Genomic DNA, 24,122 nt, shown 5'->3' with positions numbered 1-24,122 from the left:
CTATCTCCTTCCTTCGTTTACCACGCTCCGGAGCATCCTTAGCCTCGTTGAAACAAGCTGCGCTATTGCGTTATATCGCTCCGTGTTTTCTGCAAGCCTCGCCATTTCGCGGTCGACATCCACGCTATTTCCGTCGGCCCGGTAGACAGTATTCTCGCGTGTCACAGTAATCTCCGCATCAGAGATAGCTACTGGATCGCCCTGCTCCTTGAGAGCCCGCTCCAGTTCTGCCTCGAACGACACTTCCATGGCCTTATACCCGGGCGTATTGACGTTGGCTATGTTGTTTGAGATCGCCTGATGGCGAAGGGATAAAGCATCAAGCGCCCTATGACAGGCAAGAAAGATCGGACTTGTGAATAACCCGGCCATATCCCCAACCCCTCACCAGTGTCCTTCGACATTTCGATACTTAGGGAATCTGCCATATTAGGCAGGCCGGACTCTATTTATTGCAAAACTGATGCCACATAAAAAAGGCCGCTATCCTTCAATTATCCAGATAGACGACCTTCCGGCCCCATCAGCAAATGATGCTGTCAAAGGTTATGCGGGAAATTTTTTCTCGCAGAGCTGGTGGCGTATCACCGGGGGAAAAGAGTTACCCTCGCCGGACGACGGTAAATCCCACATCCTTGGCGCCGGCGCGCGCCTCCTCCAGAGCAAGACTTATCTCCAGCTCACCGAATTGGGTGGTAAGAGTTACTACGAGGCGGCGGATATTCACAGTAGATATAACGGTATGCTCGCCCATGACCAAAGTAGGTGGTGATATTCTGCAGCTGTAACCTGCCTTTTCAAGCTCGGCCGCGGCAACACCCGTGATTACATTCCCAAGCTCGCTTATAGCGCTCTCAGCCATGGCATCGAATTCTGCTACCGGTTGTCCGATCATGACCTCGACCATCTTCTTCGCCGTTTCCCGTGACATGCTATACATCACCACTCCCTGGACAGGTCCGGTGACTCCAATCATTACCGTGATATCTCTATTGGTAAACTGGGATTCTTCGAGGGAAAGCGGCCCTCTTTCAACACTCGATTGCAATTCTGCCTGAATTACTTGGTATGCAGCAGATACAAATGGATTGACGAACTGGGCTTTCATTACATATACCTCCTGTCAGGGCCCCTCATAAGGACATAGGGCTGTTAATTCAGCCAGTTTTCCTGTAAAAAAATGGCGAAATCATTTCAAACCCAATTTCACGGGCATTTAAAATACTCTCCGTTGCTCCCACGAAGAGCACCCCGTTTGGCTTCAGGGAATCATGGAATTTGCGAAAGATCTCATCTCTGGCCTCTTCCGTGAAATAGATGATCACATTTCTGCACAGAATCAGATCAAACCCGCTCGGATATTCGTCCCGTAATAGATCATGAATCTGAAATCTCACCATGCGTTTGAGGCTGTCATGTATCTTGAATTTATCCTCGACCTGGTCGAAGTATTTCTTGCGCAGCGCGGTATCTACATTCGTTCCAAGATCACGCTCCCCATATACGCCATTTATGCCAATGGCCAGCGCCTCAGGGTCTATGTCCGTGGCGAAGATCTGATGGCGGCCGCCGGGCGCATCTTCTTTCAGGATTATAGCCACCGAGTAAGGCTCGCTCCCATTGGAGCATCCTGCGCTCCAGACCTTCAGATTCGGGCTTGATTTAAGGAGCTCAGGGATGATGACCTTTCTGAGTTCTGCGAACTTATCAGGGTTCCTGAAAAATTCCGATACATTTATGGTAAACCAGCTGCGAAACTCTTCTAATCTCAACGGGTCACGCTGCAGAAGCTGGGCATAGGTGACCAGATTATCTACATTGGCCCTGGTCATCATGGCCCGCAGCCGGCGCTCCATCAAACTGGCCTTGTATGGCCTCAAGTCGATCCCGGTAAGATTTAAAACCTTACGGCTGAAAAACTCGAATTCGTTCGCTGGTATCTCTCTCTCTGCAAATTTTGGAAAACCAGAAATCATCTCTCACTTGCTTCCTTCCATAGAGGCAGCCGCAAATCCCTCAAGTGATTTGACAACAGCTTCAGCGATATTTTCAAGTGGACAAACGAAATCTGCATATCCCATCTCTACCACTGCCCTGGGCATCCCCCATACCACTGAAGTGGCCTCATCTTGAGCTATGGCGATTCCCCCTGCATTCTTTACCATAGAGATTCCGTATGCGCCATCAAACCCCATGCCGGTCATGATTACGCCGATCACATTCTTGCCGAAGACCTTGACCGTTGACTCTAGAGTAACATCAACAGATGGTCTCACTCCATGGACCGGAGGATCATCTCTAAGACTCACCCTGTGATCGGCTCTGACCACAAGATGCCTCCCTCCAGGGGCTACAAGGCAAACCCCCGGGGCGACAAGATCACCATCGGAAGCCTCTGCCACGTGGAGCTTGGACATCTCATCCAGCCTGGCGGCAAGAGAACGGGTAAAGCCTCTGGGCATATGCTGCACCACCAGCACGCCTGCCGGAAGGTCACCAGGCAACCTGGGGACAACCTCCTGGAGGGCACCGGGGCCTCCGGTAGAACTGCCAATGACCACCGTTATATCAGCCGGCCTTTGTCCCTCCGATCCTGAAAAAGGTGAGTCCTTCTTATCTGGCATGACAGATATGCCACTATGCAGAGATTTATGGTTGGAAACACCCTGACCGCGCTCTACCATGAGGCGAAGCTTTGCCCTCCTGGCAAGGCGAATCTTTGATAGAAGGATGTCTTTTACCTTCTCGATGTCCAGAGATATAGCGCCTGAGGGCTTAGTCACGAAATCCACGGCACCCAGCGCCAGTGCCTTTATTGTTGTATCCGCGTTTTCCTTTGTAAGGCCGCTCAGCATCACAACAGGCGTCGGGCGCTCAGCCATGATAGCTTTCAGGGCCTCGAGGCCGTCCATCCTCGGCATCTCTACATCAAGGGTTATCACATCAGGCTGGGTGCCATGAAGCTTTTCGAGGGCTTCGACTCCATCTCTTGCAATCCCCACTACTTCCAGTTCCGGATCGCTGGAGATCATACGACTTATGACTTTACGCATAAAGGCGGAATCGTCCACAACTAGGACCCGCGTTTTTTTGAAAGCCAAGAAATCGCCCTCCTCGATATCACCGGGGGTAGCGATCATCCCGCGAATTTTTTTATTGCAGCTAATATCCTGTCAGGCTGAAATAGTTTGACAACAAAATCTTTAGCTCCGGCCTTTATGGCCTCGAGCACCATGGACTGCTGTCCCAGAGCGCTGCACATGATGATATTGGCTTTTGGATCTATTTTCTTGATTTCCTTCACCGCCGCGATCCCATCCATATTTGGCATGGTGATATCCATCAGGACACCATCTGGCTTTTCCTGAACATATTTCTCCACTGCTTCCAATCCGTCAGCTGCCTCGACCACCTCGTAGCCATTCTCTTGTAGCAACTTGACGGCGCGCATTCTCATAAATGCTGCATCATCTACTACCAGTACCTTGGTCACAAAAGCTGGCGCGGGAAGCCTCCCAGCTTACTGAGAGGGAAAACGCGCCCTACCCCCCTTCGCTACCAGTTCATACCGCGACCCTCGTCTGACGCCAAGTAAGCCTCTTGGCGAGACTCGGCACATCTACGATCAAAGCCACGCTCCCGTCCCCGAGGATCGTGGCGCCTGCAATACCGCTCAAATCTCCCAGGAAGCGGCTGAGGCTCTTGAGAACTACCTCACCCTCGCCTATCAAGCCATCTACAGCAAGCCCCACCCGCCGTGGCCCTGTCTCGACTATCACGACGAAGTCCTCTTTCCCCGAATCCCAATATGCTTTTCCGTATTCTGCGCCAATACTATCCCCCAGGGCCTCCCTGAGCCTGAATAGCGGGAGCACCGAATCCCGGAGCATTATCACCTCTCCGCCCCGCACGGTCTTTATGTCAGACCGGCCGGCCCTGACGATTTCGCGAATTGAACTCAGAGGAATTGCATAAGTTATGCCATTTACCGTCACCAATAGAGCACGGAGTATGGCAAGAGTCAACGGCAGCGTTATATAAAATGTGGACCCTTTCCCAACACGAGTCTCGATCTCTATGGTGCCGCTCACTTTCTCGATGTTCCTTTTGACTACGTCCATTCCCACTCCGCGGCCAGAGATCTCGTTTACCTCTTCAGATGTGCTGAACCCCGGCACAAAAATCAAATTGATCAGATCATTCTCTGATAGATGAGCGGCCAGATCTTCTGTGATTATGCCCTTTGTCAGGGCGCTCTGCTTGATTTTGGACGCATCAATACCCCTGCCGTCATCCTCGACAGCTATTACGATCCGGCCCTCCCTGTGAGAGGCCGAGAGTTTAATGGTTCCGACTGGCGGCTTGCCCAGGCGCTCTCGTTCTTCAGGGGATTCTATCCCATGGTCCACCGCATTTCTCAAGAGGTGAATCAAAGGATCCCCTATCTCCTGGATGACAGAACGGTCTAGTTCTGTTTCCTCCCCGTTCACGATGAACTCTATCTTCTTCTGCGATCTCTGCGCTAGATCTCTCACCATGCGAGGGAATTTCTTAAAGATGTTCTCAAGAGGAACCATCCGGGCTTTCATTATGTACTCTTGCAGCTGCGCAGTTATCTGCCCAACATGCCCGCCCGTCCGGCTCAGGTCTTCAGCAATTTCCTCGATTTCACCGCCATGTTGCCTCAGGTCCTGCACTATCTGCGATAGCCGGGTACGATCGATCACGAGCTCGCCTACGAGGTTCATAAGACTATCCAGGATGGAAACATCTACCCTTACACTTCGAGACATGGCCTTCCCCAGGCCAGCCCCGCTTTTTGGAGATGCCCCACCAGGATGGGATGATTCCGCTAAAGTCTCTGACAGTAATGCAGCCTCTGTATCAGCTTTCCTTGAAGAAGGCGCATTCCATCGCTGAATATTTAAAGATGCCACGTCAGGGACCCCGATCACAGCCTGCCGTATGATTTCCCGAGGTTCGCGGGTGGCAAATATGACCTTGAGACTATCGTCTACCTTTTCTTCTTCGATTTCGGCGAGACTTGGGGTTGAGCTCAAAATTCGGCCGTGCTCATTCAGCGCCAATATTATCTGATAGGCCCGCACCGCGGGCATAATACTATCTTTGGCCAGTGACACGGACACCTCTAGGGACTGCTCCCCGGGTTCGAGGGCGAATTCGCTCCCTTCCTCAGATATCGTCTCGGAGGATGCATCCTGGCGATTTTCTTCTTCCCGCAGCTGAGATGGTTCCTCTCCGGAAGCAATATCGCGAAGCTTTGCCAGCACTGGCCCCAAATCCACCCCTGCATCTTCGCCAGAGCGGATCTCACCCGCCAGAGCTCTCATCATATCCAGGGAATTCAAAAGGGCATCTGTGACATCTGATGTCAGCATTATCTCGCCGCTTCTCACCTTATCCAGGACACTTTCTGCAGCATGAGTCAGGGCCGTGAGTCTTTGATGACCGAGAGTCGCGCTCGATCCTTTGAGCGTATGGGCAGCCCGAAATATCTCCTGTATCAGACTTGGATCCTGATTTTCTTCCAGTTGAAGAATATCTCTCTCCATCACATCCAGGAGCTCTTCCGCTTCATCTAGAAAGATCTTTATCTCCTCAGCTGAGAAATCATTATCACCAGCCACCTAGCATCCACCACCCTTCCCCCGAAGATCCTGAGAACGCAAATCCCAGGTCGGGCTTAAGACCTCACAAATTCCCGGGAAACGCCACACAACGACAAAATCCCCCCATCAATGCCCAAACTCAACTCTGGGGCTCTTCGCCTTGATCAAGGGAGTCTTCCAGTTGCTCCCTTGAAGGAAGGGTATTCACTTCCTGGGTAGAGATGATGCGGGAGATGTCCATTAGGATTATAAGTTTGTCATCCAACCTGACTATGCCTTCCACAGGGTCAGATTCCAGGTCCCCGATCAGAGTTGATCGGAGCTCGATAGAGGATTCCGGCACTCTCATCACTTCCGACACCATATCCACCACTAGGCCTACAGTCTCCGAGTCTACCTCCACTATGACTATCCGAGTATCCTTCGTTTTTTCTTTAGCTGGCAACCCCAATTTCTTTCTAAGATCGACAACCGGAATGACATTTCCTCTGAGGTTGATAATCCCCTCGATGTAATCTGGCACCCTAGGGACGCGGGTCACACGTTGCATGGTGACGATCTCGCGCACAACCCCGATATCGATGCCATATAGTTCATCTGCCAAACCAAAGACGACAAGCTGTCTTTCCTTGTAAGCAACTTCCTCGGCCATATTGATCCCCCCTGACCTTGAGGAATTTTTAGTAAATTTTCCCGATATTAGCAAAAAACAGGCCAAAGCCTATATAATTTATCGGTAGAAAAGCCCCTTTAGTTTATAGATGCAGGTTCCTGTGCCAGCATTGCCCGGGTTTTTTGAAGCGAATTGAGGGGAAAATAAAACTGGGGGTGATGGCTATTAGTCGGAACCGGAGTATCGTGTCTGACAGAACAAAATACGAGATCGCTCGTGAACTGGGTTTCGCGGACAGGATCAAGGTCGATAACGGCGTCTATGACTACGGCGACATCACCACCAGACAGGCGGGCCTGATAGTTCGCGGCCTCATTCAGAAGGCGGAAGAGCTTATGGCCCGTCAGATGGAGAGGTAAGGGTCTTTGACCCTTGCCTTCCTTACATATTTTGCTTTCTATATTTCGGATCAAAGGGATTGATGATCAGCAGACCCTCCCCAGCTTTCCCCTCCTTGGAGTTTCTTGTCTGAATCTGCCCTGCTTTTCCTATACCTAGGCCCTGGTGTATGAATTCCACAATAAATGGAATCCTGTGGAGTTCTCGATCTCGGCGAAGGTCCAGGGCTACTGACAAGGCTTCTCTTGCCTCTTGTTCGCGCCCCTTATGCAGCAAGTAATATGAAAGATCCTCCAGCCGTCTCGCAAATAAAAGTCTACGATCTCCACCAAAAGTGGCCTCGATGGCGTCCTGGACAACCCGCTGTACCATTTCTGCTTGAACAAAACGGCTTACCTGGATTATACCATCAAAGACGCTGGAAAGCCTGGAGATGTAATCATCAATATCGCGTATCGCAGTGAACCAGTATTGGACCTCTTTTAATGAGACGAGATCCCTGGCTCGCAGTGATAGATCCTCATCTTGCTCAATCTCCTCTTTCTTGAGCTCATTGTAAATTGGTGGTTCCAGATATTTTGTCTCCCTATTTTTAATCACTTTATCCCAGAGGTCCACGACTCGCTTTACTTCCGGGATAATGGGAAAGCCCGTTGATCGCATCCTGTCCAGGGCTTCCTGGATCAAGAATGCCATATAATTCATGTCAATTCGCATATAGTCGATGTTGCTCTTTCGGAAATAATCTTCAACCCATTCATCAAATTCCTTTCTGCTCGATCGTTCAGTCATTGCATTGGTAATTCCATGTTCTTCCTCAAGGAGGAAACTCATGATCCTTGATTCAAATCTATCCCTGACATATGCAAAGATAACCCTCCGGCCCCAACTATCGGGCAAAGAGACCCAGGCATCGACAAGCTCGCTCGTCATTCCTGGCACATGTCTAGCCCTTTCATCTTCAACAGGCTGAGAGGGATCTATTCCCCATGAATGCAATTGAAAAAGCATGGCTTTCGCCCGTTTACGCACATCTTTGAGCTCCACCTTGTTGGAAATATCAAAAAGAGCATCTGCAGCCGCCTTTTCGCGTATCCTGCCGAGGGCCTCGATCGCAGCAACAGCAAGCTTGGGGTCATTGGTCAAGGCCAATTGGGCGAGATGAGGAATGGAAGAAGCGCCCGCCGCAGAAGCCAGCTGACTCAGCTCCGCCTTTATCTCATCACTGCTGCGCCCCCTACTCTCTGCCGCATATGTTATTGGATCGAAATCCTCAAAAGATGAATCCTCAAACGTCATCATAATGCCTCTCCTTAGACTGATATCTCTGAAATCTTATTGATCTCGCGGGAGATTTCCCTCAGCCGCCTCGCCACTTCAGACATAGTCTTGACGTTCTGAGATTGCCTCCATTCACTTGACCTGTGAGAAAGAGCAAGAAGAGACAGCCTGAGCTCAGCTAGCGCCTGATCTACCTCCTCCGCTTCTCTATTGGAATCACCTTTCCCAGGCGCAAAGACAATCTCATCGCGTTCGATGTCATACGCGTCACCAAGGCTCGGCACATATGCCAGGAGCCCCAGGGTTTCTTCAAGAGTGCGTCGCAGTTCCTCAGCTGCTTCATCCTCACCATGAGTTATAAAGACCTTGCGGGGTAACGACGCGAAGCTTTTCACCCAGTAAAGCAACATATCTTTGTCAGCATGGGCCGAATAACCGTCGATCGCCTCGATCCTGGCTTTTACTGCGATCTCTTCATTGAAAATCCGGACCTTCTTTTCCCCGTCCACGAGCCTGCGTCCCAATGTGCCTCTTGCCTGGAATCCGACGAACAAAATGGTATTTTCTGGCCTCCAAAGGTTATGCTTGAGATGATGCTTGATTCGCCCAAAATCGCACATACCGCTTGCCGAGATGATGATGGCACCGCTCTTTATCTCATTCAAAGCTCGAGATTCTTCTGTCGTCTCGACATAAGAAAGTTCAGGCAGGGAGAACGGGTCATAACCGCTGGCCAGTAGATGCTTCATTTCCACATCATATGAATCCTTATGCTGGCTGAAGATCCGCGTCGTTTCCACAGCCATGGGACTATCGATGAAGATCTTCACATCGGGCAGTTCACCCTTTCTTGCCAGCTGGGCAAGATCATAGACCACATCCTGAGTCCTGGCCACTGCGAACGCGGGTATTATTACATTACCACCCATGGCGAAGGTGGATTGGACGATCCTTTTCAGCATACTAATCCTGGTCTGCCTGTCCTGGTGGATCCTATTGCCATAGGTTGATTCAATAACAAGAAAGTCGGCATCACTTATGAATTCCGGGTCTCGTATGATCGGTTGGTTCACATTGCCGAGGTCTCCCGAAAATACTATTTTCGGGCCTGTCGCGTCAGGGCCCAGCCAAAGTTCCACTATTGCAGATCCCAGGATGTGACCTGCATCCCTGAGCCGGAAGGAGACTTCATCATTGAGGGTAATGACCTCCCTCATTGGCTGGGGTGAAAAAAGCTCGAGGGATTGCTGGGCCTCCTTTACAGTATATAAGGCTTCGAATGCTTCCTCATCCGCGCGCCTATTCTTTCTACTCTGCCACTCGGCCTCGAGCTCCTGTATATGAGCGCTATCCAGCAGCATGATCTCAGATAGGTCCCTGGTCGCCTCGGAAGACAGGATCTTGCCAGAAAAACCTGCCCCGACCAAACGAGGAATGAGGCCGCTATGATCTAGATGGGCATGTGTCAAAATGAGGAAATCGATAGTCTTGGGGTCGAAACCGAATTCCCCATAATTTAGCGCCCTGAGGTCTTTCGGTCCCTGGAACATCCCGCAATCTATGAGTATCCGGGTCTTTTCAAGCTCCAGGAGATAACATGAACCTGTCACTGTTCTTGCCGCACCTAAAAAACTCAGCTTCAACTCAATCGCCCGGGCCTATCCCAGCCGGAATATCATGTCCGGGCAGGACTCCCGGTTTCCCCCTTCCTGATCAAAGCTCTCCTACAGGCAGCCTTACGGTAAAGGTACTGCCTTTCCCGGGCTCGCTCTTTACGGTAATTGTGCCGGAATGGTTCTTTATGATGCCTTCACTTACCGCGAGGCCAAGCCCCGTTCCACCCGATTTAGTTGTAAAAAAGGGTTTGAATATCAGGTCCGAATACTCGCCCGGAATCCCGCAGCCAGTGTCAGAAAACTCTATTGTAATATACTGCTCCTCCCTGGCAGGGGCACCAAGGTCACGGAACCGGCCACTTTGGTCTTCACCATCTCGGGGAGAGGATAGTGTAACAGATGAATCTCTCTTTACGGATATGGTCAACCTGCCACCATCAGGCATCGCCTGAATGGCATTGATGACCAGATTGAAGAACACCTGCTTCAGCTGGTCGGGATCTCCAATTACAGCTGAAATGGATGGATCATAATACTTTTCAATTGTCACATTCTGGCTCTTTGCACGCTGTTCCACGAGAAACAAAACCGAATCTATGATGTCGGGCAAATTCACGGCAACGAATTTGGCTTCTGCCTCACGAGAAAACTCCAGGATGTTCCTTACGATGCCCGAGCATCTCTCCGCCTCCTCTTGAATCGCGCGAACACCTCGCACATAGCTGGGCGAGCAAGCTGAATCGCCTTCCATGCTCTCCGCAAGATGCTGAGCGTAGGCAGAAATGATCCCGATGGGATTATTTATCTCATGGGCCAGGCCGGCTGCAAATTCTCCCACTGCTTTGAGCTTTTCCACCCTCCTCAGCTCTTCCCCCAGGAGAACTTTCTCTGTCACATCCTCAGATATGATTATAACACCTTCGACAGCACCGTCGGAACGCTTCAATGGACAGATCTTCTTCCTAGTTACATATGTCCGCTTGCTTTTTCCCTGATGCTTGAAATTACGGATCTCCCGGGTCTCACCTGTCTTTAGAACCTCCTCTAAGGTATCTGGAAGCCCTGTACCCAGCTGTTCTGGAAATACCTCAAAATATGGCCGTCCGAGGACCTCCTCTATAGGCCTTTCAGTTAAAGACGCCATGAACTGGTTCCAGGTGAGAATCCTCAGAGAACTATCCAATGCGGAGATTCCCACAGTAAGGCTGTCAAGTATACTCTTGTCAAAACCAGAATAGAACCCCTCAGCAAGCTCTCTCAGGCTCTCGACCTCGCGGCGGGACGCCTTCAGCAGGGCGTTTGAACGCAGCAAACGCAAAAGAAAAAAGATGATGACAGCGCCTTCTAGGGATGCTAAAAAGATTAATGCCGTCATCACTATCATTTCACTCAGTCCTTGATGGAGTAAGCCTTGATCTTGTTGAGAAGAGTCCTGCGGGTAATCTTAAGGATCTTTGCCGCTTCGGTCCGATTACGATTCGTCTTCTCCAGGACCGCCATTATGTGTCTCTTTTCTAGCTCCTCAAGGGACATAAGGAGCTTATCCTCAGCACTGGACTCGGCCGTTGCTGGAATCGACTCTATATTAGCAGAATCTGCCGCATTTACAGCAGATGAATTGAGAAACAACATATCCTTGTCTATCCGATCGGATTTGGTGAATATCACTGCCCGTTCCATGCAGTTTTCCAACTCTCGCACATTACCAGGCCAGTCGTAATTCCTGAGCGCTTTCTTGGCATCATCTGTGAGACCTTGGATGGCCTTACCCAATTCCTGGGAGAAACGCTTGATAAATTCCTCCGCCAGCGGGATTATATCGTCCTTGCGCTCCCTGAGGGGGGGAAGGTAAATAGGCACCACGCTCAGACGGTAATAGAGGTCCTCCCTGAACCGGCCATCCGCGACCTCCTTGCGGAGATCTTTGTTGGTGGCGGCGATTATACGAACATCGACCTTGATGGACTTGGTGCCTCCGACCCGTTCAAATTCTCGCTCCTGCAAGACGCGAAGCAGCTTAGATTGCATTGCCGGGCTCATCTCCCCGACTTCATCGAGGAAAAGGGTCCCGGTGTCTGCTAGTTCAAATCTGCCAGGCCGCTTGTACACAGCATTTGTGAAGGCTCCCTTTTCATGGCCGAAAAGCTCACTTTCGAGGAGAGATTCTGGAAGGGCAGCGCAACTCACCTTGATAAGCGGCCTCGATGCCCGCGGACTCCGGTAATGGATTGCCCTCGCTATGAGCTCCTTCCCGGTGCCGCTCTCACCGAAGATGAGCACTGTAGCATTCGTGGCCGCCACCTGATCCACCAGGTCCAAGACCCGGCGCATCTCGGGAGTATTTCCGATAATCCCTGTACTGCCTGAATCAATCGGCTGACGGACGAAAAAGAGGCTCCGGTCAAGTCCTGCACTAGAGGATATGGCATTTTTGATTACCGATTTGAGCTTGTCCACCTTAAAAGGCTTGGAGACATAATCATAAGCCCCAAGCTTCATAGCCTCTATTGCTGTCTCAATGGAGGAAAAGGCAGTGAGGACAACCACAGCGGTATTTATACCCTTGGTCCTGAGCTCCCTCAAAACCTGCAATCCATCCTTGACAGGCAGTTTGAGGTCAAGCAATATCAAATCAAACCTGGAGGACTGGGCGCGCCTGATAGCCTCGTCCCCATCCTTGGCAGTAGCGATCTCATACCCTTGCTCGCTCAACAATTCGGCAAGGATGCTCCTCATATTAGCTTCATCGTCGACAATCAAAACCTTGTGACTGGTCACTTAGCCCGCCGCACTGTCATCCCCATCCCACCCAGAAGATGCAGGCGACTTGCCTCCTTGATATCCGCCCCACAAATTGCCAGTATTCTGGCAACTAAAATACTTTTTTCGACATTTTTGGGGCATGTCCTTCCGTCCTGACGAGATTTTCTTTGAAAAAATCCCGTATCGTCTGCTCATATTCATGAAATGGGAAATAAAAGGATGAAGTTTGATAAGCGGCCTGTTGATTGAATTTGAAAAGTAATCCATCAGTTGGGGTAGAGACCAGCACGGTTCAGTTGCTCTGCTTATGGCCTCGAAGGGAGGTATCTCTTAGAAGAGCATGCCTTGCAAGTTCCTTGCGGTTTTCATCCTCCAGCTGCATGATCTCATGCATTATTGCAGTGATCTCTCTGTCGAATCTGCCACTATCTTGCCGTTTTTCGCAAGACCAGGATCCGAATCGGGCTTCATCGTCATCAGTTTGATATGACTCTGTGATGGCCCGCTGAATTCTAACGATACACGCCTCGATTTCCCCAAGAGTCCTGATGACCTCATGCTTCAGCATCAATACATCAGCTACCCGGCTTACATCTCCCGCCTGCATTGACTGTCTCTGGAGGAGACATAATCTTAGAAGTTCCTTATAGGCCTCGAGCTTTCTATTCTTCTCTGATTCGAGGACTTTGAACAGATCCGGTCGCGTGTTCATGCACTTCGCCGCCTGTCTTGCCTTGTGAACGACTCTAACCTGGTAATGCCTCGGGCACAGCAAGCCCGGGTAAATCCTGTGATCTCGACAAATTCCCTGGCGCAGGCACCAAAGATATTCTTTGAAATAAGCCACGGCGATAGTCCTCTCCTCGATCTGGCCTCAAGTATTGATTAGTTTCTAGGTGCGTTCTTTCGCTCCAAATATATATTCGCCGTTTCACTTCAATTTCTGCCTGTTCCGATCTATTTCCGACTATCAAGAAAAACGGGTGATGCACCTGCATGAGCAGGGGCACCATAGGCTAGCGCTGATGCCCGCCCTCTCTCCAACGAAATAAGTCCTGCCGCTACATCCTCCTTCCACTCACTCAAGATCGCCATGAGCCTTTCGTCAATCGACTCCAATGATCTTATGGCATCCTGCCTTTCCTTCAGCATCTCGTGGACGATCTCCCCTTCACCGAGAACTCGGTAGCCCTCCGATTTCAGATGGCAATCAGGTCGCCTAACAGCCTGGATCTCTCCTTCAACCCTCCTGATCTCGTGAATGAGATCGCCCCGCCTTTCCAGGATCCCGGCCAATGCGTCAGGTTCCCTTTTCAGCGCCAACTCTATCAGGTTCTGCGAACAGCCAAGCAAGTCTTTGATAAGCGATAATTCCAGTGAAAGCAAGGAAATGATATCATTATGTTCGTTACCCTGTTCGCTCAGACTGCTGCGGGAAGTCATATTCATGATATCCCCCATATGCTGTTTAGCGTGGACCTCTGGGCATTTAGCATTACCATTGCCTGGAGTATACTTGAAAATTCACGCCGCAGCACCAGCTCACGCTGGTCCATTCGCTCTTGAAGCGATCGAATCCTGTCCTTTATCCTTTCCATACGATCGTCCAATGCCTGCTGCTGGCGCGGGATTATCCCGGTGAGGTTGTCTACAAAAGGACTTATCAGCGCCTGAAGCTTGGTGATAGAGCCATTGGCGCCCCCCAGTATCTCTGACACCCGGTTTGGATCTTGCGAGATTATGCTTTCCAGCCTGGACCGGTCTGAGATTGAGAGAGCCCCCGAATTATCAGCGGTTATCCCGATCTGCGCCAGGCTCACGGGTCCGGTAGTCGGATCAAGTCCAGTGACTTGCGCCTGTAAGATGGTTCGCATGTTGGCCTTGAGACCGACATAGAGATAATCGCCCGCGAGTGGCCCCCTGATGCCGAGATCTGCGTCTATCAACGTCTTGTCCTGAATATATTTCAGCGTCTTGTTGTAGCTATCCAGCCACTTCTGTATGGTCGATACTATGGTCGACACATCCCGCTTCACTTCCACCTGGACAGGCGCGTCTGTCGCCGCTTGAGCCGCCGCCAGGTTTAGCGTGACTCCCGTGATTGCATCGGAAACAGTATTAGATTGGCGGATGAATGTGAGCCCATTTATATTAAATTTGGAATCGAGCTGGTCACGGGCAATGAGAAAGCCTCCGGTTGTACCCGAAGATTGGATTTCCGAATTCGTCCCTGTGAGCGCCAGGAGATTGTTCGCTTCTCCCGTTTCTGAAAGACGAATGGCCTGCTGGCTCCCGGTCTTCTGGCTTGTAAGGACCAAGCGCACCGTATCAGGCGTTTCTCTTACCACCGCGGCGGAAACCCCAAGCTTTGGATCCTCCGCCGCTGCATTATTTATCGCCTGGGCCATCTTGGATAATACTGCCTCATCAGTCTCGCCAGTCAAGACTGATACCGTGATGTCCTTACTCACCCCATTTATGGTAATGGTGAATGTCTTATCTCCCGGTGAAGTCTGAACCGTGGTACCCGAGGCAGACAGCTGATTGGAAAGGACTGTATCCGATTTGGCAAGGCGCTCGACGAAGATACTGTAAACCGCGTTCAGTGCAGTCCCATCAGCGCTCCCAGTAATGATCTCGGGCCTCGATGAGGTCACCTGCCGTGTATTTAAGAGACGAACCACGTCATCGCCGGTGAGGGTGGCGCACTTGTCCTTGAGGGACAGTATCATAGCGTTCAGATCCCTCATCATTCCCTGCCTGACCTCGATGTCCTGTCTGGCATTCTCAAGGTCCTTGATGGGCCTGCTCTCCAGCTCTATATACTTTTTTACCAATTCGTCTAGTTGGTTGGTTGGCATCAGAGATGGAATAGTTGGAAAATCCACGATATCACCTTCTCCCTAATATTGGCGACGCGATGACTACTGGCCAATGGCCGACGTTGATTGCATTTACGACGATTGCATTCTAGACGGCTGTATTCCAGGCGACTCAACCCTTTTTATCAACCACCATGCCAGCCATCTCGGCCAATTCAGCCAGGGTCATGGCTATTGCACGCAATTCATGGGGAGGTATTTCCCGCACAATAGTCCCGGTAGATGAATCAATTAGGCGGATAATGACTTCTCCGGTTTTTCGATCTACTTCAAAAGTCACCCGAGTATTGAGCATCTGCATTACAGCGTTCATTTTCTCATTTACTTCGCTGACTCTTATAGACTTTCCGCCTTCATCATCGCCGCGCCTGTGTCCCTGTGACCCTTGTATCTGTTCGGCTCCACCTCCGGGTTGCAGGGCACCATCTCTTTTGAGGATATTCGGAGTATTGTCGGTCAGCGCGCCTATCGGTTTCGTCCCGTGAACCCGGAAGTCGTCCATTTCGCCTTCACTCCACCCCTTGCCCCTGCGTAGCCTGAGCCCATGTCTCGCGAAGAGGTTCAAGGACTTTGAGGGCTTCAGCAAATTCTTGTTTCTTTATGCAATCCATGCAATATCGATACAAACGGAAAAATCCTGTGGCAATCTCGCCTGCGTCAAAATCAAGGGCGTCGATCAGGGCGGCGACACAGGCAGAGGCTCTCTTGCCATCTCCAGACTTGCAGCTCGCGATTGCATGATCGAAAACCATAGTCACGAGTTTTGATGGAGAAGATGACATAACTTGCTGAGTTCGATAGATGGCGATCGGGTTATTCGCCCCATGAGCCTGAGCCATAGATTGATTTGCGATGCTCATAGCGCTCTCCCTCCTGGATCAAGTTGGGGCCATAAACTCCATGACCATGGCCCCTCTGATCAAAGCACTCAAACCTAGTATTATTATCGGTGTATGTTCGAGAAATTTTATCATGGTCTCCAACTTTGGCGCGACCATGCACCTGATGAAAGGCGATATAGCGGAGGCTTGCAGGATGAGCTATAATTGCACTGAAGGTCAATGCCACTGAAAGAAGCGCCACTCAAGCTTTTCAGGGCAAGACAGAAGCGCTATGGATTGCCAGGTCTAGGGTGAAAGATAACCCGGATATGCCACCACGCGTTTGCTGAGCACGCCGCGCACGACCAGCCCATATTTTCAAATTCGAGCCTGGTCATCTATAACTATGGTGGCGCAGCGCATTTCTTGAATCTTGGACTTGGTTATCCATCTATTCATGGCAAGGGGGAACAGATTTCAATCATGCTGAAGCAATCTACAGGTCATATGCAGGAATTAGGAGTTGGAGTAATTGGTGTCGGATTCATGGGGGAAATGCATGCCCGCATCTACCAACAAATCCCGGGCGTGAAACTCATGGGGGTGGCGGATGAGAATTTCGCGAGGGCGCGGGAAGTCGGTGAAAAGCTCGACGTTGCCGCTTACGACAATATAGACGATCTTCTCGGCAGGGATGACATCTCAGCTGTCAGCATATGCGTATCTGATGACAGGCATCTTAAGCCGGCTGTAGCCGCGGCCCGCGCCAAGAAGCACATTCTGCTGGAAAAACCTATTGCCACTGATCTCGATGAGGGGCGTCAAATCATCGAGGCCGCAAAGGAAAACGGGGTATTGCTTACAGTAGGACATCTTTTGCGTTTCGATCCTCGCTACGCTGGCTTGAAAGAATATCAGGAATCCGGCGGCATTGGACAACCTGTGTTGATTTACACACGCAGAAACAGTCCCATCACCGAAGGGCCCAAGCGATATGGCAGGAAAGGAATCCTGACGCTACATGTAGCTGTCCATGATATAGATCTCATGCTTTGGTATATAAGAAGCAAGGTTGTTCGCGTCTATGCTGAACGGGCGGCCATCGCCCTCAAGGACCTCGGAATCGACGATGCCGTTTTTGCTACCATCAAATTTGAAAATGGGGCTATAGGGAATCTAGAGTATTCCTGGATACTGCCCCCGGCTTCGCCGGCCAAAATCGATGCCAGGCTGGAAATAGTAGGCACAAAAGGCGCCGGGTACGTGGATCTATCAGACCAGGGTCTCAGGTTCGTCGGGGCAGAAGGCGTCTCATTCCCCGACACAGGGCATTGGCCTGAATTCGACGGAATGATCCGCGGCGATCTGAGGGAAGAGATAATGGCCTTTGTTGACTGCGTGAAATCGGGTAAACCCCCGGTAATATCGCCAGAAGAAGCCCTCGAGGCTGTGAGGGTGGCACTAGCCATAATGCAGTCAATCAAAGAGGAAAGGCCCGTAAACCTTTGATAGCCCGTAGTTTTATCCAGTTTCTCTTCAACATGGAACTTGAACCAAAATATATAAATAAATGCTTGACTTCCCTTGGAAATTTTAGTATACTTTGCTCAGGAAGCAGTGTCGAATCCTGTAGAGAGAGGAGAGATAGGAAATGAAGTCTACGGGCATCGTCAGGAAAGTGGACGAGCTCGGCCGGGTCGTCATCCCTATCGAGCTCAGGCGCACCCTCCAAATCGCTGAGAAGGACGCGCTTGAGATCTACGTTGATGGCGAAAAGATCATACTCAAGAAGTACGAGCCCGCCTGCATCTTCTGCGGGAATGCCGACAACGTTCGCAGCTTCCATGAGAAGAACATCTGCAAAGACTGCCTGGAAGAAATGAAACACGTGTCATAAGATCCAATGATTACATAAGGGTGTCATGTGGGGGGTTCTCCAGGGCAAACAAAGGTGTCCTTGCGAAAGGGCACCTTTTGTTTCGTTTCTTCCCTGATAGGCAAATGCCGCGGATCCTCTACGAATCCCTCTTGGAAGCAATAAACGATATGACCCTCTGGTAAAGCTGCCTGCGAGAAATGCCCGTTTGTTGTGCCACCTGTCTTACAGCATCCCTGAGGCTTACTCCGGATTCCATCAGCCTTCGCGCCAGTTCCACTCCCTCCGCGTCTTCTCCCGCATCTCTATCTGCTTCTGAGACTTCACCGGCCGCGTGTCCAGAGTTATCCAGCAGGCGCCCATATTTTTCCCTAGGACCCACTATTATAACAAACTCACCGCGGATCCGGCCCTCCCGTGCTCTGGATTCAAAAATCCCTGCGAGGGTTTCCAGAGTTCCAGCGACGATCTCTTCATGCAACTTTGTTAGCTCACGCGCTACCACAGCCTCGCGATCCTTCCCGAGGGCGTCTCGCAAATCGCAAAGAGTCTTCACGACCCTGAAAGGAGAATCATATAGCACGATGACCCCCGGGTCTTCCGCCATCTCCTTCAATATGACATCGCGGCCTTTGCCTTTCCTTGGCAAGAATCCTTTAAAGCAAAAACTCCCCGCGCGAAAACCTGATATGGAAAGCGCAGAGGTCAGCGCAGACGGGCCAGGAATGCAAACTATGTGTATTCCTTCCTGTCGCAAGAAGCGTACAAGATCGGCCCCAGGGTCAGAAATGCCCGGCATCCCCGCATCAGAAACCAAAGCCAGAGACTTGCCGGATTTGAGCATCTTCAGGATCTCCGGATTTCTCTCATCCTTATTATGCTCGTGATAACTTATGATTGGTTTGCTTATATTCAAATAAGATAGAAGCTTCCTTGTGACGCGGGTATCCTCGGCGAGCACAGCATCAACAGATGATAGAGTTTCTACGGCTCTTCGCGTTATATCCCCCAGGTTTCCAATCGGGGTGCCGCACACATACAAGGTTCCTGGAAGGCAGGGGCTGTCTGAATCTTCACTCATCTGATCCAACCCGGTTCTCTCCCTCCGGCTGGCCATTACCTGTCTCGATGCCTTCCGCGCGTCCTGAGTCGCCGGATGAATCAATATCCTCACCATCTGCAATCGGGGCCAAACCCTCATCATCACCGACATTGCCGACCTCGGTATCTTCTTCACCAGGGCTTTCTGCGCCTCCCGCCTTCGCAGGAACTCCCGGGCCAGCAGCCTGAACCTGCCTGGAATTAGTTTCAAAAGCTCTGTTAGGTCCCTTCCTTATAACCTCATTCGCGTTGAACTCGACAGTCCTTTCATCTTCAAATAGTTGGACCTTGACCTTCTGGCGCAGGATATTTATGCCGACGACCTTGCCCTTCCCTTCCTTTGTCTGAACCTCAGAGCCAACCTGAGGAAGATTCTGACGCAATTCGCGATACACGCCGGATTCATATTTTAGACAGCACATGAGCCTGCCGCATATTCCTGAGATCTTCATTGGATTCAATGGAAGATCCTGCTCTTTGGCCATCCTGATAGATACCGGCTCAAAGTCGCCCAGAAAAGATGCGCAGCAAAGCGGCCTTCCGCATGGCCCAAGCCCGCCCACCATTTTGGCTTCATCTCTGACCCCAATTTGACGAAGCTCTATCCGAGTCTTGAACGTGGCCGCAAGATCTTTCACCAGTTCCCGGAAATCTACGCGGCCCTCTGCCGTGAAGTAGAATGTCATCTTGCTATTATCAAAAGCGCATTCCACATCCACCAATTTCATGGGCAGCCCATGGATCAGGATCTTCTGAAGACATAGGTCGAAAGCCCGTTTCTCCTTGAGCTTATTCTCTCGAAGCTTCGTCAGGTCATCCGGTCCAGCGATCCTGATTACCTTGCGCAAGGGCTGAACGATCTCCTGCTCGTCTACCTGCTTGGGTTCCACTACGACTTCCCCAAATTCAAGGCCTCTGGCAGTCTCGACGATGACTGAGTCTCCAATATGAGGATCCAAATCGCCAGGATCAAAATAGTATATCTTCCCAACCTTTTTAAATCTTACCCCCACAACTGTCTGCATAAAAAGGTGAATCTCCTCTCGCGAGCAACCTGTTCAATCGCAGAAGCGTCGAATCAACACAAAGCCTTACATTTACGTTCTGCCGCAGCGCCTCGCAGGATGCTTGGATTATCTGTATAGCCTCTATCAATTGATCAACAGAATACCTATCTATCCATCCAGACAAAACCCTCTTGCTATCCATATTGAGCAACAAATTTGGATTGTCCGTTACCTTCAAGATAAGTATATCACGATACCAGGTGATCCACATCGTGAAAATCTCGCTTACAGAATCCCTATCAGCTGGAAATTCCGATGAAAACCTCAGCATTTCAAGGGTATCTTGAGTCCCGACAATTCGCGTGAGTTCCAGGGACCTTTTCCTTATATCTTCCTCCTGCCCACCAGCAAGGGCGAGCGCTCTGCCTGGAGCTCCATCAGCAAGGACGGAATAGATCCGGCTGGCCTCATCAGGTAAATCCAGTTTCTGCTTCAATATCATCTCTATCTCACTTGAAGCAACCCGTCCAAATCGTACTATCTGGCATCTTGAAACAATAGTAGGTAGAAGGTTGGATGTACTGATAGCCACGAGCACTATGACCGTGCTCGGCGGAGGGTCTTCAAGGGTCTTCAAAAGTGAATTTGCCGCCTCTTCTGTCATCCTATCCGCATCTTCGAATATCCAAACGCGCCATTTGCTATCCCAGGCCTTCAAACTCGCCTCCTTTTGCAGATTCCGAACCTGGTCAATCTTTATAGAGGCACCATCAGGCGAAATGATCATCTCATTTGGGTGGTTGCCAGCAGTGACTGCCCGACATGAATTGCACCTGTTGCATGGGATGGCAACCTCTGGCGCGGCTTTTCCCGCCAATTCGCAGAGGAGGGCCTTCCCGAATTCCATGGCGCATGTCCTCTTGCCTACCCCATCCGGGCCGACGAAAAGATATGCATGGGCAATATGGCCCGAGGAAATGGCGCCATCCAGCACAGATATGGCTTCCCCCTGTCCTATTATATCGCAACGAAACAACTATATTTTCCTCCTCATTTCCACAGTTCTCCTTCCAAAAAAGGGCCTGTCCCACTATCCGACTCGAGACTCGGATTGGGCCAGCTAATCCAGCAACGCAGATGACTCGCCAACTCAAATGACCATTATCTGCTGCGAGGAAGCGTCAAAGGTCCCCTCCACTCGGAAGCCCCTTGATATAGCCCAACGAATATAATCTACCACGGGCCTGGTGATCTCTTCACCCGGCCAGATCACGGCGATCCCCGGAGGATAGACCGCCACCTCCCCAGCGGATATCTTGCCTGCGGCGTCTTTCAACTCAATTGGCCGCGACAGCGCGAATGCCGCCTCGCGGGGCGGGAGCCTTTGAGGGGGGATGGAAACGGAATCTCGGACCAGATCGTAATATGTTTTTGTATCCTTGATGCTCCCGATATCTCCCGAACCCCCATAAAGCCCACAGTCATCATACCTCCGCACCCTTGCGGCCAATTCGCGCAGTGACTTTACCAGCGCCTCCACATCAGACTCTTCGTCAGCAAATGTCACCACAAAGATCACATTTTCCTCATCTGAGAATTCCGCCTGGATCCCAAACTTCTCCCGAAGGAGGGTTTCCGCCTGCCATCCTGAGATGCCAAGTTCTGAGAATGATACCACGAGCCTGGTAGGATCCAGCATGAACTCAATAGCGCTCTGATCATCTATAGGCCTGTCCACTGGCAGCGGACGACATTGTTGTGGAAATGACACATGTTCTTCTTGTATCAGGTCATCTTGAGATAGGCAAGAAAGCCCCGGGATCAGATTTATCTCCGCCCTTGCCCATTCAGCAAGGGAGCGCGCCTTCGCCAAATCTTCCTCCCCGGAGATAGATGCCCTGCGCCTGGCCGCATCGAGTGACGCCATCAATAAGTATGACGGACTGGAGGTCTCGAGCATCATGAGTGCTTGCCTTACCTTCGTCCGATCGATCCTTTTCCCCTTAAGGTGCAGCATGGCACTTCCAGTAAGTGATCCCATTGTCTTGTGCGTGCTCTGGACCACCGCGTCAACATCCATCGCCAGCGCTGGCCCGGGGCCATCTTTCATGAAAGCCAGATGAGCGCCATGCGCCTCATCCACCAGCGCCGCAGGGCCGGTATGGGCGTATCTTATATGACCTAGGATTCTCTCGAGGTCGCAGCATACCCCGTAGTAATTGGGACGGACCAGCGATATCGCCTTGATGCCGGGATTCTTGGAGATCGCCTCACGGATTTTTCTAGCCCTGACACCCAATGGTATATGAAACCTGCCATGTACCTCAGGGCGCACAAATACTGGCAGGACGCCCGTGATTACAGACGCGGCCACAAATGCCCTGTGAACATCTCTAGGCAAGAGGACTTGATCCCCTGGACTCAATGCTCCCATGAACATGGCGTGTACCCCAATGGTACTTCCATTTACAAGGAAATATGTCTCATCCGCAGCATACAGTCGACGCGCAAGCTCCTGGGCCTCCCGTATAGCCCCGGAAGGGGCATGAAGATCATCGAGGCCTGGGAGCTCGGTGAGGTCCATGGCAAGGGCCTGAGCGCCGATGAGCGCTTGAAACTCAGGATCTGTTCCCCGGCCCGCCTTGTGACCTGGAAAATGAAAGGCTCTTGATCTAGTTGATATCCAATGCTTCAGAGCCTCTATCAAAGGCGCCGGCACATTCTCGTAAGCCAACTTCTACACCTTCCGGCAGTTCTCCTCTGGCGTGCCTTCTAAGAAATCCGCGGATTTCCTCTATCGAAACCCCGCCTGAGCATACCTGCATGATTTTATCGCGGCTTAATTTATACTCCAGCACATGATCGGCTCTGACGAGATCAGCGATATCATCCAACATGGCGATGAATCGCGGTTCAAGCCTCCTTGGCGCGAGAATCCTGCCGTCATCTGAGATATCGAAGTTCTCTTCCCAGCTTAGATCTAGTGGGCCATCCTCGCTCGACATGATGGCTCTGCCGAGGTCCGTGACCATTAACACAGACTCCAAAGATGAAGGGGGAGAAATCGCTTCAAGAATACCGATCAATCTGAGATCGTTTATGATTCCCCTGATCCTTTTGCGTAAAGGCCCATCCCCGGGGTCGATGACAACCCTGGACTCAAAAGCTGAGGCTAACCTGTTTATCGTGGTCACCTGTCCAGGAGCCAGATGCCCCAAAATATGGAATACGAAACCTAGTTTGGGATCTCCCCTGAGCAAGAAATCGCACCAGGATCTACACATATCGTAGATTTGATCCGTCGCGGAAAGCCTGACCCATGACGCTCCTTCCTTTGTCATTAAGAGCCATGATCGCTCCCCTTGGTATGGAACCTTCTCCCGGATCAAAAATCCCTTTGCATGATGGCAGAATCGAAGAGCAAAATCGACCTCATCTTCTCTGGCTGCCCCAAGTAACCGCATGAGTTTTCCCAGCTGTCTCCTGTATATCCTGCCACTTTTTGTGACTCTTATCGGATTGTGACGGGCATATGTCAGAAAGAGCACAACTATCGACAAAGCCTCTTGCGCCAGGTCAATTGATTTCTTCGATTGAGGGGTATCCCGAAGAAAACGGCTTGCATCAAAAGAGAAACCCGCTTCGGACGCCAGCATCCTCCATAGAAATTCGCGTATTCCAGATAAGAGGAAACGACATCCATGATAGTCCCGACTGATTCCTAGAAAGCCCTTTTTTCTGAGGGCCTCGATCACCCTGGCCCCTTTGCCGCTCTTTCTTAAGAGAATATCAAGAAAAGGATATACGGAGTGAGGGGAGATATATCCGCCATCATCAGAAATGAACAAGAGAAAATAAAGCGCTTTCCTCTCCTCATCAGAACACCCGTCAAATAAGTTTTGCGCTTCAATGGTTTCATCGAGCCCATGTCGAACCAATTCAATCATCATTCCATAAATGTCTTATTTGCCGCAAAGTCCCCTGTTTTGCCGCAAACCCTTTCGTTTCTCAGAATACGGTCTGGCCTCCGATCTCAGTCTCCGGATATGGTGGACTTGACCGCCTGTCCCCGACCTGCCATTGAAAAATGCACCCTACTCTTATTATTCTACCATAACGAAGCCAGATCAGAG

The 24,122-nt window shown here is 50.8% G+C and carries 24 protein-coding genes; 3 read left to right on the top strand and 21 right to left on the bottom strand.

From position 1 onward, the window contains the following. The 7 genes from flgB to HPY52_00615 form a co-directional block, all read right to left on the bottom strand. Positions 1-372, bottom strand: a complete 372-nt coding sequence (flgB, locus tag HPY52_00645; GenBank protein ID NPV78771.1) for a flagellar basal body rod protein FlgB — start codon at positions 370-372, stop codon at positions 1-3. Positions 373-601: 229 nt separating this feature from the next. Then, the gene (locus HPY52_00640; protein NPV78770.1) at positions 602-1,108 is read right to left on the bottom strand and encodes a chemotaxis protein CheX; all 507 of its coding nucleotides are present in this window, start codon (positions 1,106-1,108) and stop codon (positions 602-604) included. 49 nt (positions 1,109-1,157) lie between these two features. After that, complete coding sequence (locus tag HPY52_00635; GenBank protein ID NPV78769.1) at positions 1,158-1,976, bottom strand: protein-glutamate O-methyltransferase CheR; 819 nt, start codon at positions 1,974-1,976, stop codon at positions 1,158-1,160. A 3-nt stretch (positions 1,977-1,979) separates the two neighbouring features. Beyond that, on the bottom strand, positions 1,980-3,140 hold the full coding sequence (locus HPY52_00630) for a chemotaxis response regulator protein-glutamate methylesterase (GenBank protein NPV78768.1): 1,161 nt from the start codon (positions 3,138-3,140) through the stop codon (positions 1,980-1,982). After that, the gene (locus tag HPY52_00625) at positions 3,137-3,493 is read right to left on the bottom strand and encodes a response regulator (protein NPV78767.1); all 357 of its coding nucleotides are present in this window, start codon (positions 3,491-3,493) and stop codon (positions 3,137-3,139) included. The genes HPY52_00630 and HPY52_00625 overlap by 4 nt, the downstream gene beginning before the upstream one ends. 70 nt (positions 3,494-3,563) lie before the next feature. Further along, positions 3,564-5,648: a chemotaxis protein CheA gene (locus HPY52_00620; GenBank protein ID NPV78766.1), complete on the bottom strand. Its 2,085-nt coding sequence runs from the start codon at positions 5,646-5,648 to the stop codon at positions 3,564-3,566. A gap of 121 nt (positions 5,649-5,769) precedes the next feature. Then, on the bottom strand, positions 5,770-6,282 hold the full coding sequence (locus HPY52_00615; protein ID NPV78765.1) for a chemotaxis protein CheW: 513 nt from the start codon (positions 6,280-6,282) through the stop codon (positions 5,770-5,772). 206 nt (positions 6,283-6,488) lie between these two features. On the opposite strand from HPY52_00615, the gene HPY52_00610 reads away from it, so the two are divergent. Continuing rightward, positions 6,489-6,662: a small, acid-soluble spore protein, alpha/beta type gene (locus HPY52_00610; GenBank protein ID NPV78764.1), complete on the top strand. Its 174-nt coding sequence runs from the start codon at positions 6,489-6,491 to the stop codon at positions 6,660-6,662. A 22-nt stretch (positions 6,663-6,684) separates the two neighbouring features. Here the strand turns inward: HPY52_00610 and HPY52_00605 are convergent, their stop codons facing one another. The 9 genes from HPY52_00605 to HPY52_00565 form a co-directional block, all read right to left on the bottom strand. Then, positions 6,685-7,944, bottom strand: coding sequence for a HEAT repeat domain-containing protein (locus HPY52_00605; GenBank protein ID NPV78763.1), 1,260 nt, complete (start codon positions 7,942-7,944; stop codon positions 6,685-6,687). An 11-nt stretch (positions 7,945-7,955) separates the two neighbouring features. Next, on the bottom strand, positions 7,956-9,566 hold the full coding sequence (locus HPY52_00600) for an MBL fold metallo-hydrolase (GenBank protein NPV78762.1): 1,611 nt from the start codon (positions 9,564-9,566) through the stop codon (positions 7,956-7,958). A 70-nt stretch (positions 9,567-9,636) separates the two neighbouring features. Beyond that, the gene (locus tag HPY52_00595; protein NPV78761.1) at positions 9,637-10,857 is read right to left on the bottom strand and encodes a PAS domain-containing protein; all 1,221 of its coding nucleotides are present in this window, start codon (positions 10,855-10,857) and stop codon (positions 9,637-9,639) included. Positions 10,858-10,928: 71 nt separating this feature from the next. Beyond that, positions 10,929-12,275, bottom strand: coding sequence for a sigma-54-dependent Fis family transcriptional regulator (locus HPY52_00590; protein NPV78760.1), 1,347 nt, complete (start codon positions 12,273-12,275; stop codon positions 10,929-10,931). Positions 12,276-12,594: 319 nt separating this feature from the next. Continuing rightward, the gene (locus HPY52_00585) at positions 12,595-13,149 is read right to left on the bottom strand and encodes a hypothetical protein (protein ID NPV78759.1); all 555 of its coding nucleotides are present in this window, start codon (positions 13,147-13,149) and stop codon (positions 12,595-12,597) included. 110 nt (positions 13,150-13,259) lie between these two features. Then, positions 13,260-13,745, bottom strand: coding sequence for a hypothetical protein (locus HPY52_00580; protein ID NPV78758.1), 486 nt, complete (start codon positions 13,743-13,745; stop codon positions 13,260-13,262). 2 nt (positions 13,746-13,747) lie between these two features. After that, positions 13,748-15,190: a flagellar filament capping protein FliD gene (gene fliD, locus HPY52_00575; GenBank protein ID NPV78757.1), complete on the bottom strand. Its 1,443-nt coding sequence runs from the start codon at positions 15,188-15,190 to the stop codon at positions 13,748-13,750. A gap of 106 nt (positions 15,191-15,296) precedes the next feature. Continuing rightward, positions 15,297-15,686, bottom strand: a complete 390-nt coding sequence (locus HPY52_00570; protein ID NPV78756.1) for a flagellar protein FlaG — start codon at positions 15,684-15,686, stop codon at positions 15,297-15,299. Between the two features lie 7 nt (positions 15,687-15,693). Continuing rightward, entirely contained in the window at positions 15,694-16,044 is a 351-nt protein-coding gene (locus HPY52_00565; GenBank protein NPV78755.1) for a flagellar protein FliS, read from the bottom strand. 444 nt (positions 16,045-16,488) lie between these two features. Here HPY52_00565 and HPY52_00560 point away from each other — a divergent pair, with 444 nt between their 5' ends. Then, entirely contained in the window at positions 16,489-17,514 is a 1,026-nt protein-coding gene (locus tag HPY52_00560) for a Gfo/Idh/MocA family oxidoreductase (protein ID NPV78754.1), read from the top strand. Positions 17,515-17,656: 142 nt separating this feature from the next. After that, positions 17,657-17,902 carry an AbrB/MazE/SpoVT family DNA-binding domain-containing protein gene (locus tag HPY52_00555; GenBank protein ID NPV78753.1) on the top strand — a complete coding sequence of 82 codons (246 nt, stop codon included), beginning with the start codon at positions 17,657-17,659 and terminating at the stop codon, positions 17,900-17,902. 118 nt (positions 17,903-18,020) lie between these two features. Here the strand turns inward: HPY52_00555 and rsmI are convergent, their stop codons facing one another. The 5 genes from rsmI to HPY52_00530 all read right to left on the bottom strand — a co-directional run bounded on the left by rsmI (position 18,021) and on the right by HPY52_00530 (position 23,939). After that, positions 18,021-18,962, bottom strand: a complete 942-nt coding sequence (rsmI, locus tag HPY52_00550) for a 16S rRNA (cytidine(1402)-2'-O)-methyltransferase (protein ID NPV78752.1) — start codon at positions 18,960-18,962, stop codon at positions 18,021-18,023. Further along, the gene (locus HPY52_00545; protein NPV78751.1) at positions 18,955-20,007 is read right to left on the bottom strand and encodes a stage 0 sporulation family protein; all 1,053 of its coding nucleotides are present in this window, start codon (positions 20,005-20,007) and stop codon (positions 18,955-18,957) included. The genes rsmI and HPY52_00545 overlap by 8 nt, the downstream gene beginning before the upstream one ends. Next, positions 19,979-21,025 (bottom strand): DNA polymerase III subunit delta', encoded by a 1,047-nt coding sequence (gene holB / locus HPY52_00540; GenBank protein NPV78750.1) that lies wholly within the window; start codon positions 21,023-21,025, stop codon positions 19,979-19,981. The genes HPY52_00545 and holB overlap by 29 nt, the downstream gene beginning before the upstream one ends. A 114-nt stretch (positions 21,026-21,139) precedes the next feature. Next, positions 21,140-22,723, bottom strand: a complete 1,584-nt coding sequence (locus tag HPY52_00535; GenBank protein NPV78749.1) for a hypothetical protein — start codon at positions 22,721-22,723, stop codon at positions 21,140-21,142. Next, positions 22,662-23,939, bottom strand: a complete 1,278-nt coding sequence (locus HPY52_00530; protein ID NPV78748.1) for a hypothetical protein — start codon at positions 23,937-23,939, stop codon at positions 22,662-22,664. Before HPY52_00530 ends, HPY52_00535 begins: the two co-directional genes overlap by 62 nt. Between the last annotated feature and the right edge of the window lie 183 nt (positions 23,940-24,122).

The sequence above is a fragment of the Bacillota bacterium genome (assembly GCA_013178415.1).
In the GTDB taxonomy this organism is placed as follows: domain Bacteria; phylum Bacillota; class SHA-98; order Ch115; family Ch115; genus Ch115.
The sequence above is the reverse complement of the archived record's forward strand: the minus strand, read 5'-3'. Positions and strand labels throughout refer to the sequence as shown.

What these genes read in the sequence shown, in the direction of transcription:
- flgB (NPV78771.1), bottom strand. Translation starts at nt 372, where the DNA reads ATGGCCGGGTTATTCACAAGTCCGATCTTTCTTGCCTGTCATAGGGCG.
- HPY52_00640 (NPV78770.1), bottom strand. Translation starts at nt 1,108, where the DNA reads ATGAAAGCCCAGTTCGTCAATCCATTTGTATCTGCTGCATACCAAGTA.
- HPY52_00635 (NPV78769.1), bottom strand. Translation starts at nt 1,976, where the DNA reads ATGATTTCTGGTTTTCCAAAATTTGCAGAGAGAGAGATACCAGCGAAC.
- HPY52_00630 (NPV78768.1), bottom strand. Translation starts at nt 3,140, where the DNA reads ATGATCGCTACCCCCGGTGATATCGAGGAGGGCGATTTCTTGGCTTTC.
- HPY52_00615 (NPV78765.1), bottom strand. Translation starts at nt 6,282, where the DNA reads ATGGCCGAGGAAGTTGCTTACAAGGAAAGACAGCTTGTCGTCTTTGGT.
- HPY52_00605 (NPV78763.1), bottom strand. Translation starts at nt 7,944, where the DNA reads ATGATGACGTTTGAGGATTCATCTTTTGAGGATTTCGATCCAATAACA.
- HPY52_00590 (NPV78760.1), bottom strand. Translation starts at nt 12,275, where the DNA reads ATGAGGAGCATCCTTGCCGAATTGTTGAGCGAGCAAGGGTATGAGATC.
- HPY52_00580 (NPV78758.1), bottom strand. Translation starts at nt 13,745, where the DNA reads ATGACTTCCCGCAGCAGTCTGAGCGAACAGGGTAACGAACATAATGAT.
- HPY52_00570 (NPV78756.1), bottom strand. Translation starts at nt 15,686, where the DNA reads ATGGACGACTTCCGGGTTCACGGGACGAAACCGATAGGCGCGCTGACC.
- HPY52_00565 (NPV78755.1), bottom strand. Translation starts at nt 16,044, where the DNA reads ATGAGCATCGCAAATCAATCTATGGCTCAGGCTCATGGGGCGAATAAC.
- HPY52_00560 (NPV78754.1), top strand. Translation starts at nt 16,489, where the DNA reads ATGCTGAAGCAATCTACAGGTCATATGCAGGAATTAGGAGTTGGAGTA.
- HPY52_00555 (NPV78753.1), top strand. Translation starts at nt 17,657, where the DNA reads ATGAAGTCTACGGGCATCGTCAGGAAAGTGGACGAGCTCGGCCGGGTC.
- rsmI (NPV78752.1), bottom strand. Translation starts at nt 18,962, where the DNA reads ATGAGTGAAGATTCAGACAGCCCCTGCCTTCCAGGAACCTTGTATGTG.
- HPY52_00545 (NPV78751.1), bottom strand. Translation starts at nt 20,007, where the DNA reads ATGCAGACAGTTGTGGGGGTAAGATTTAAAAAGGTTGGGAAGATATAC.
- HPY52_00530 (NPV78748.1), bottom strand. Translation starts at nt 23,939, where the DNA reads ATGATGATTGAATTGGTTCGACATGGGCTCGATGAAACCATTGAAGCG.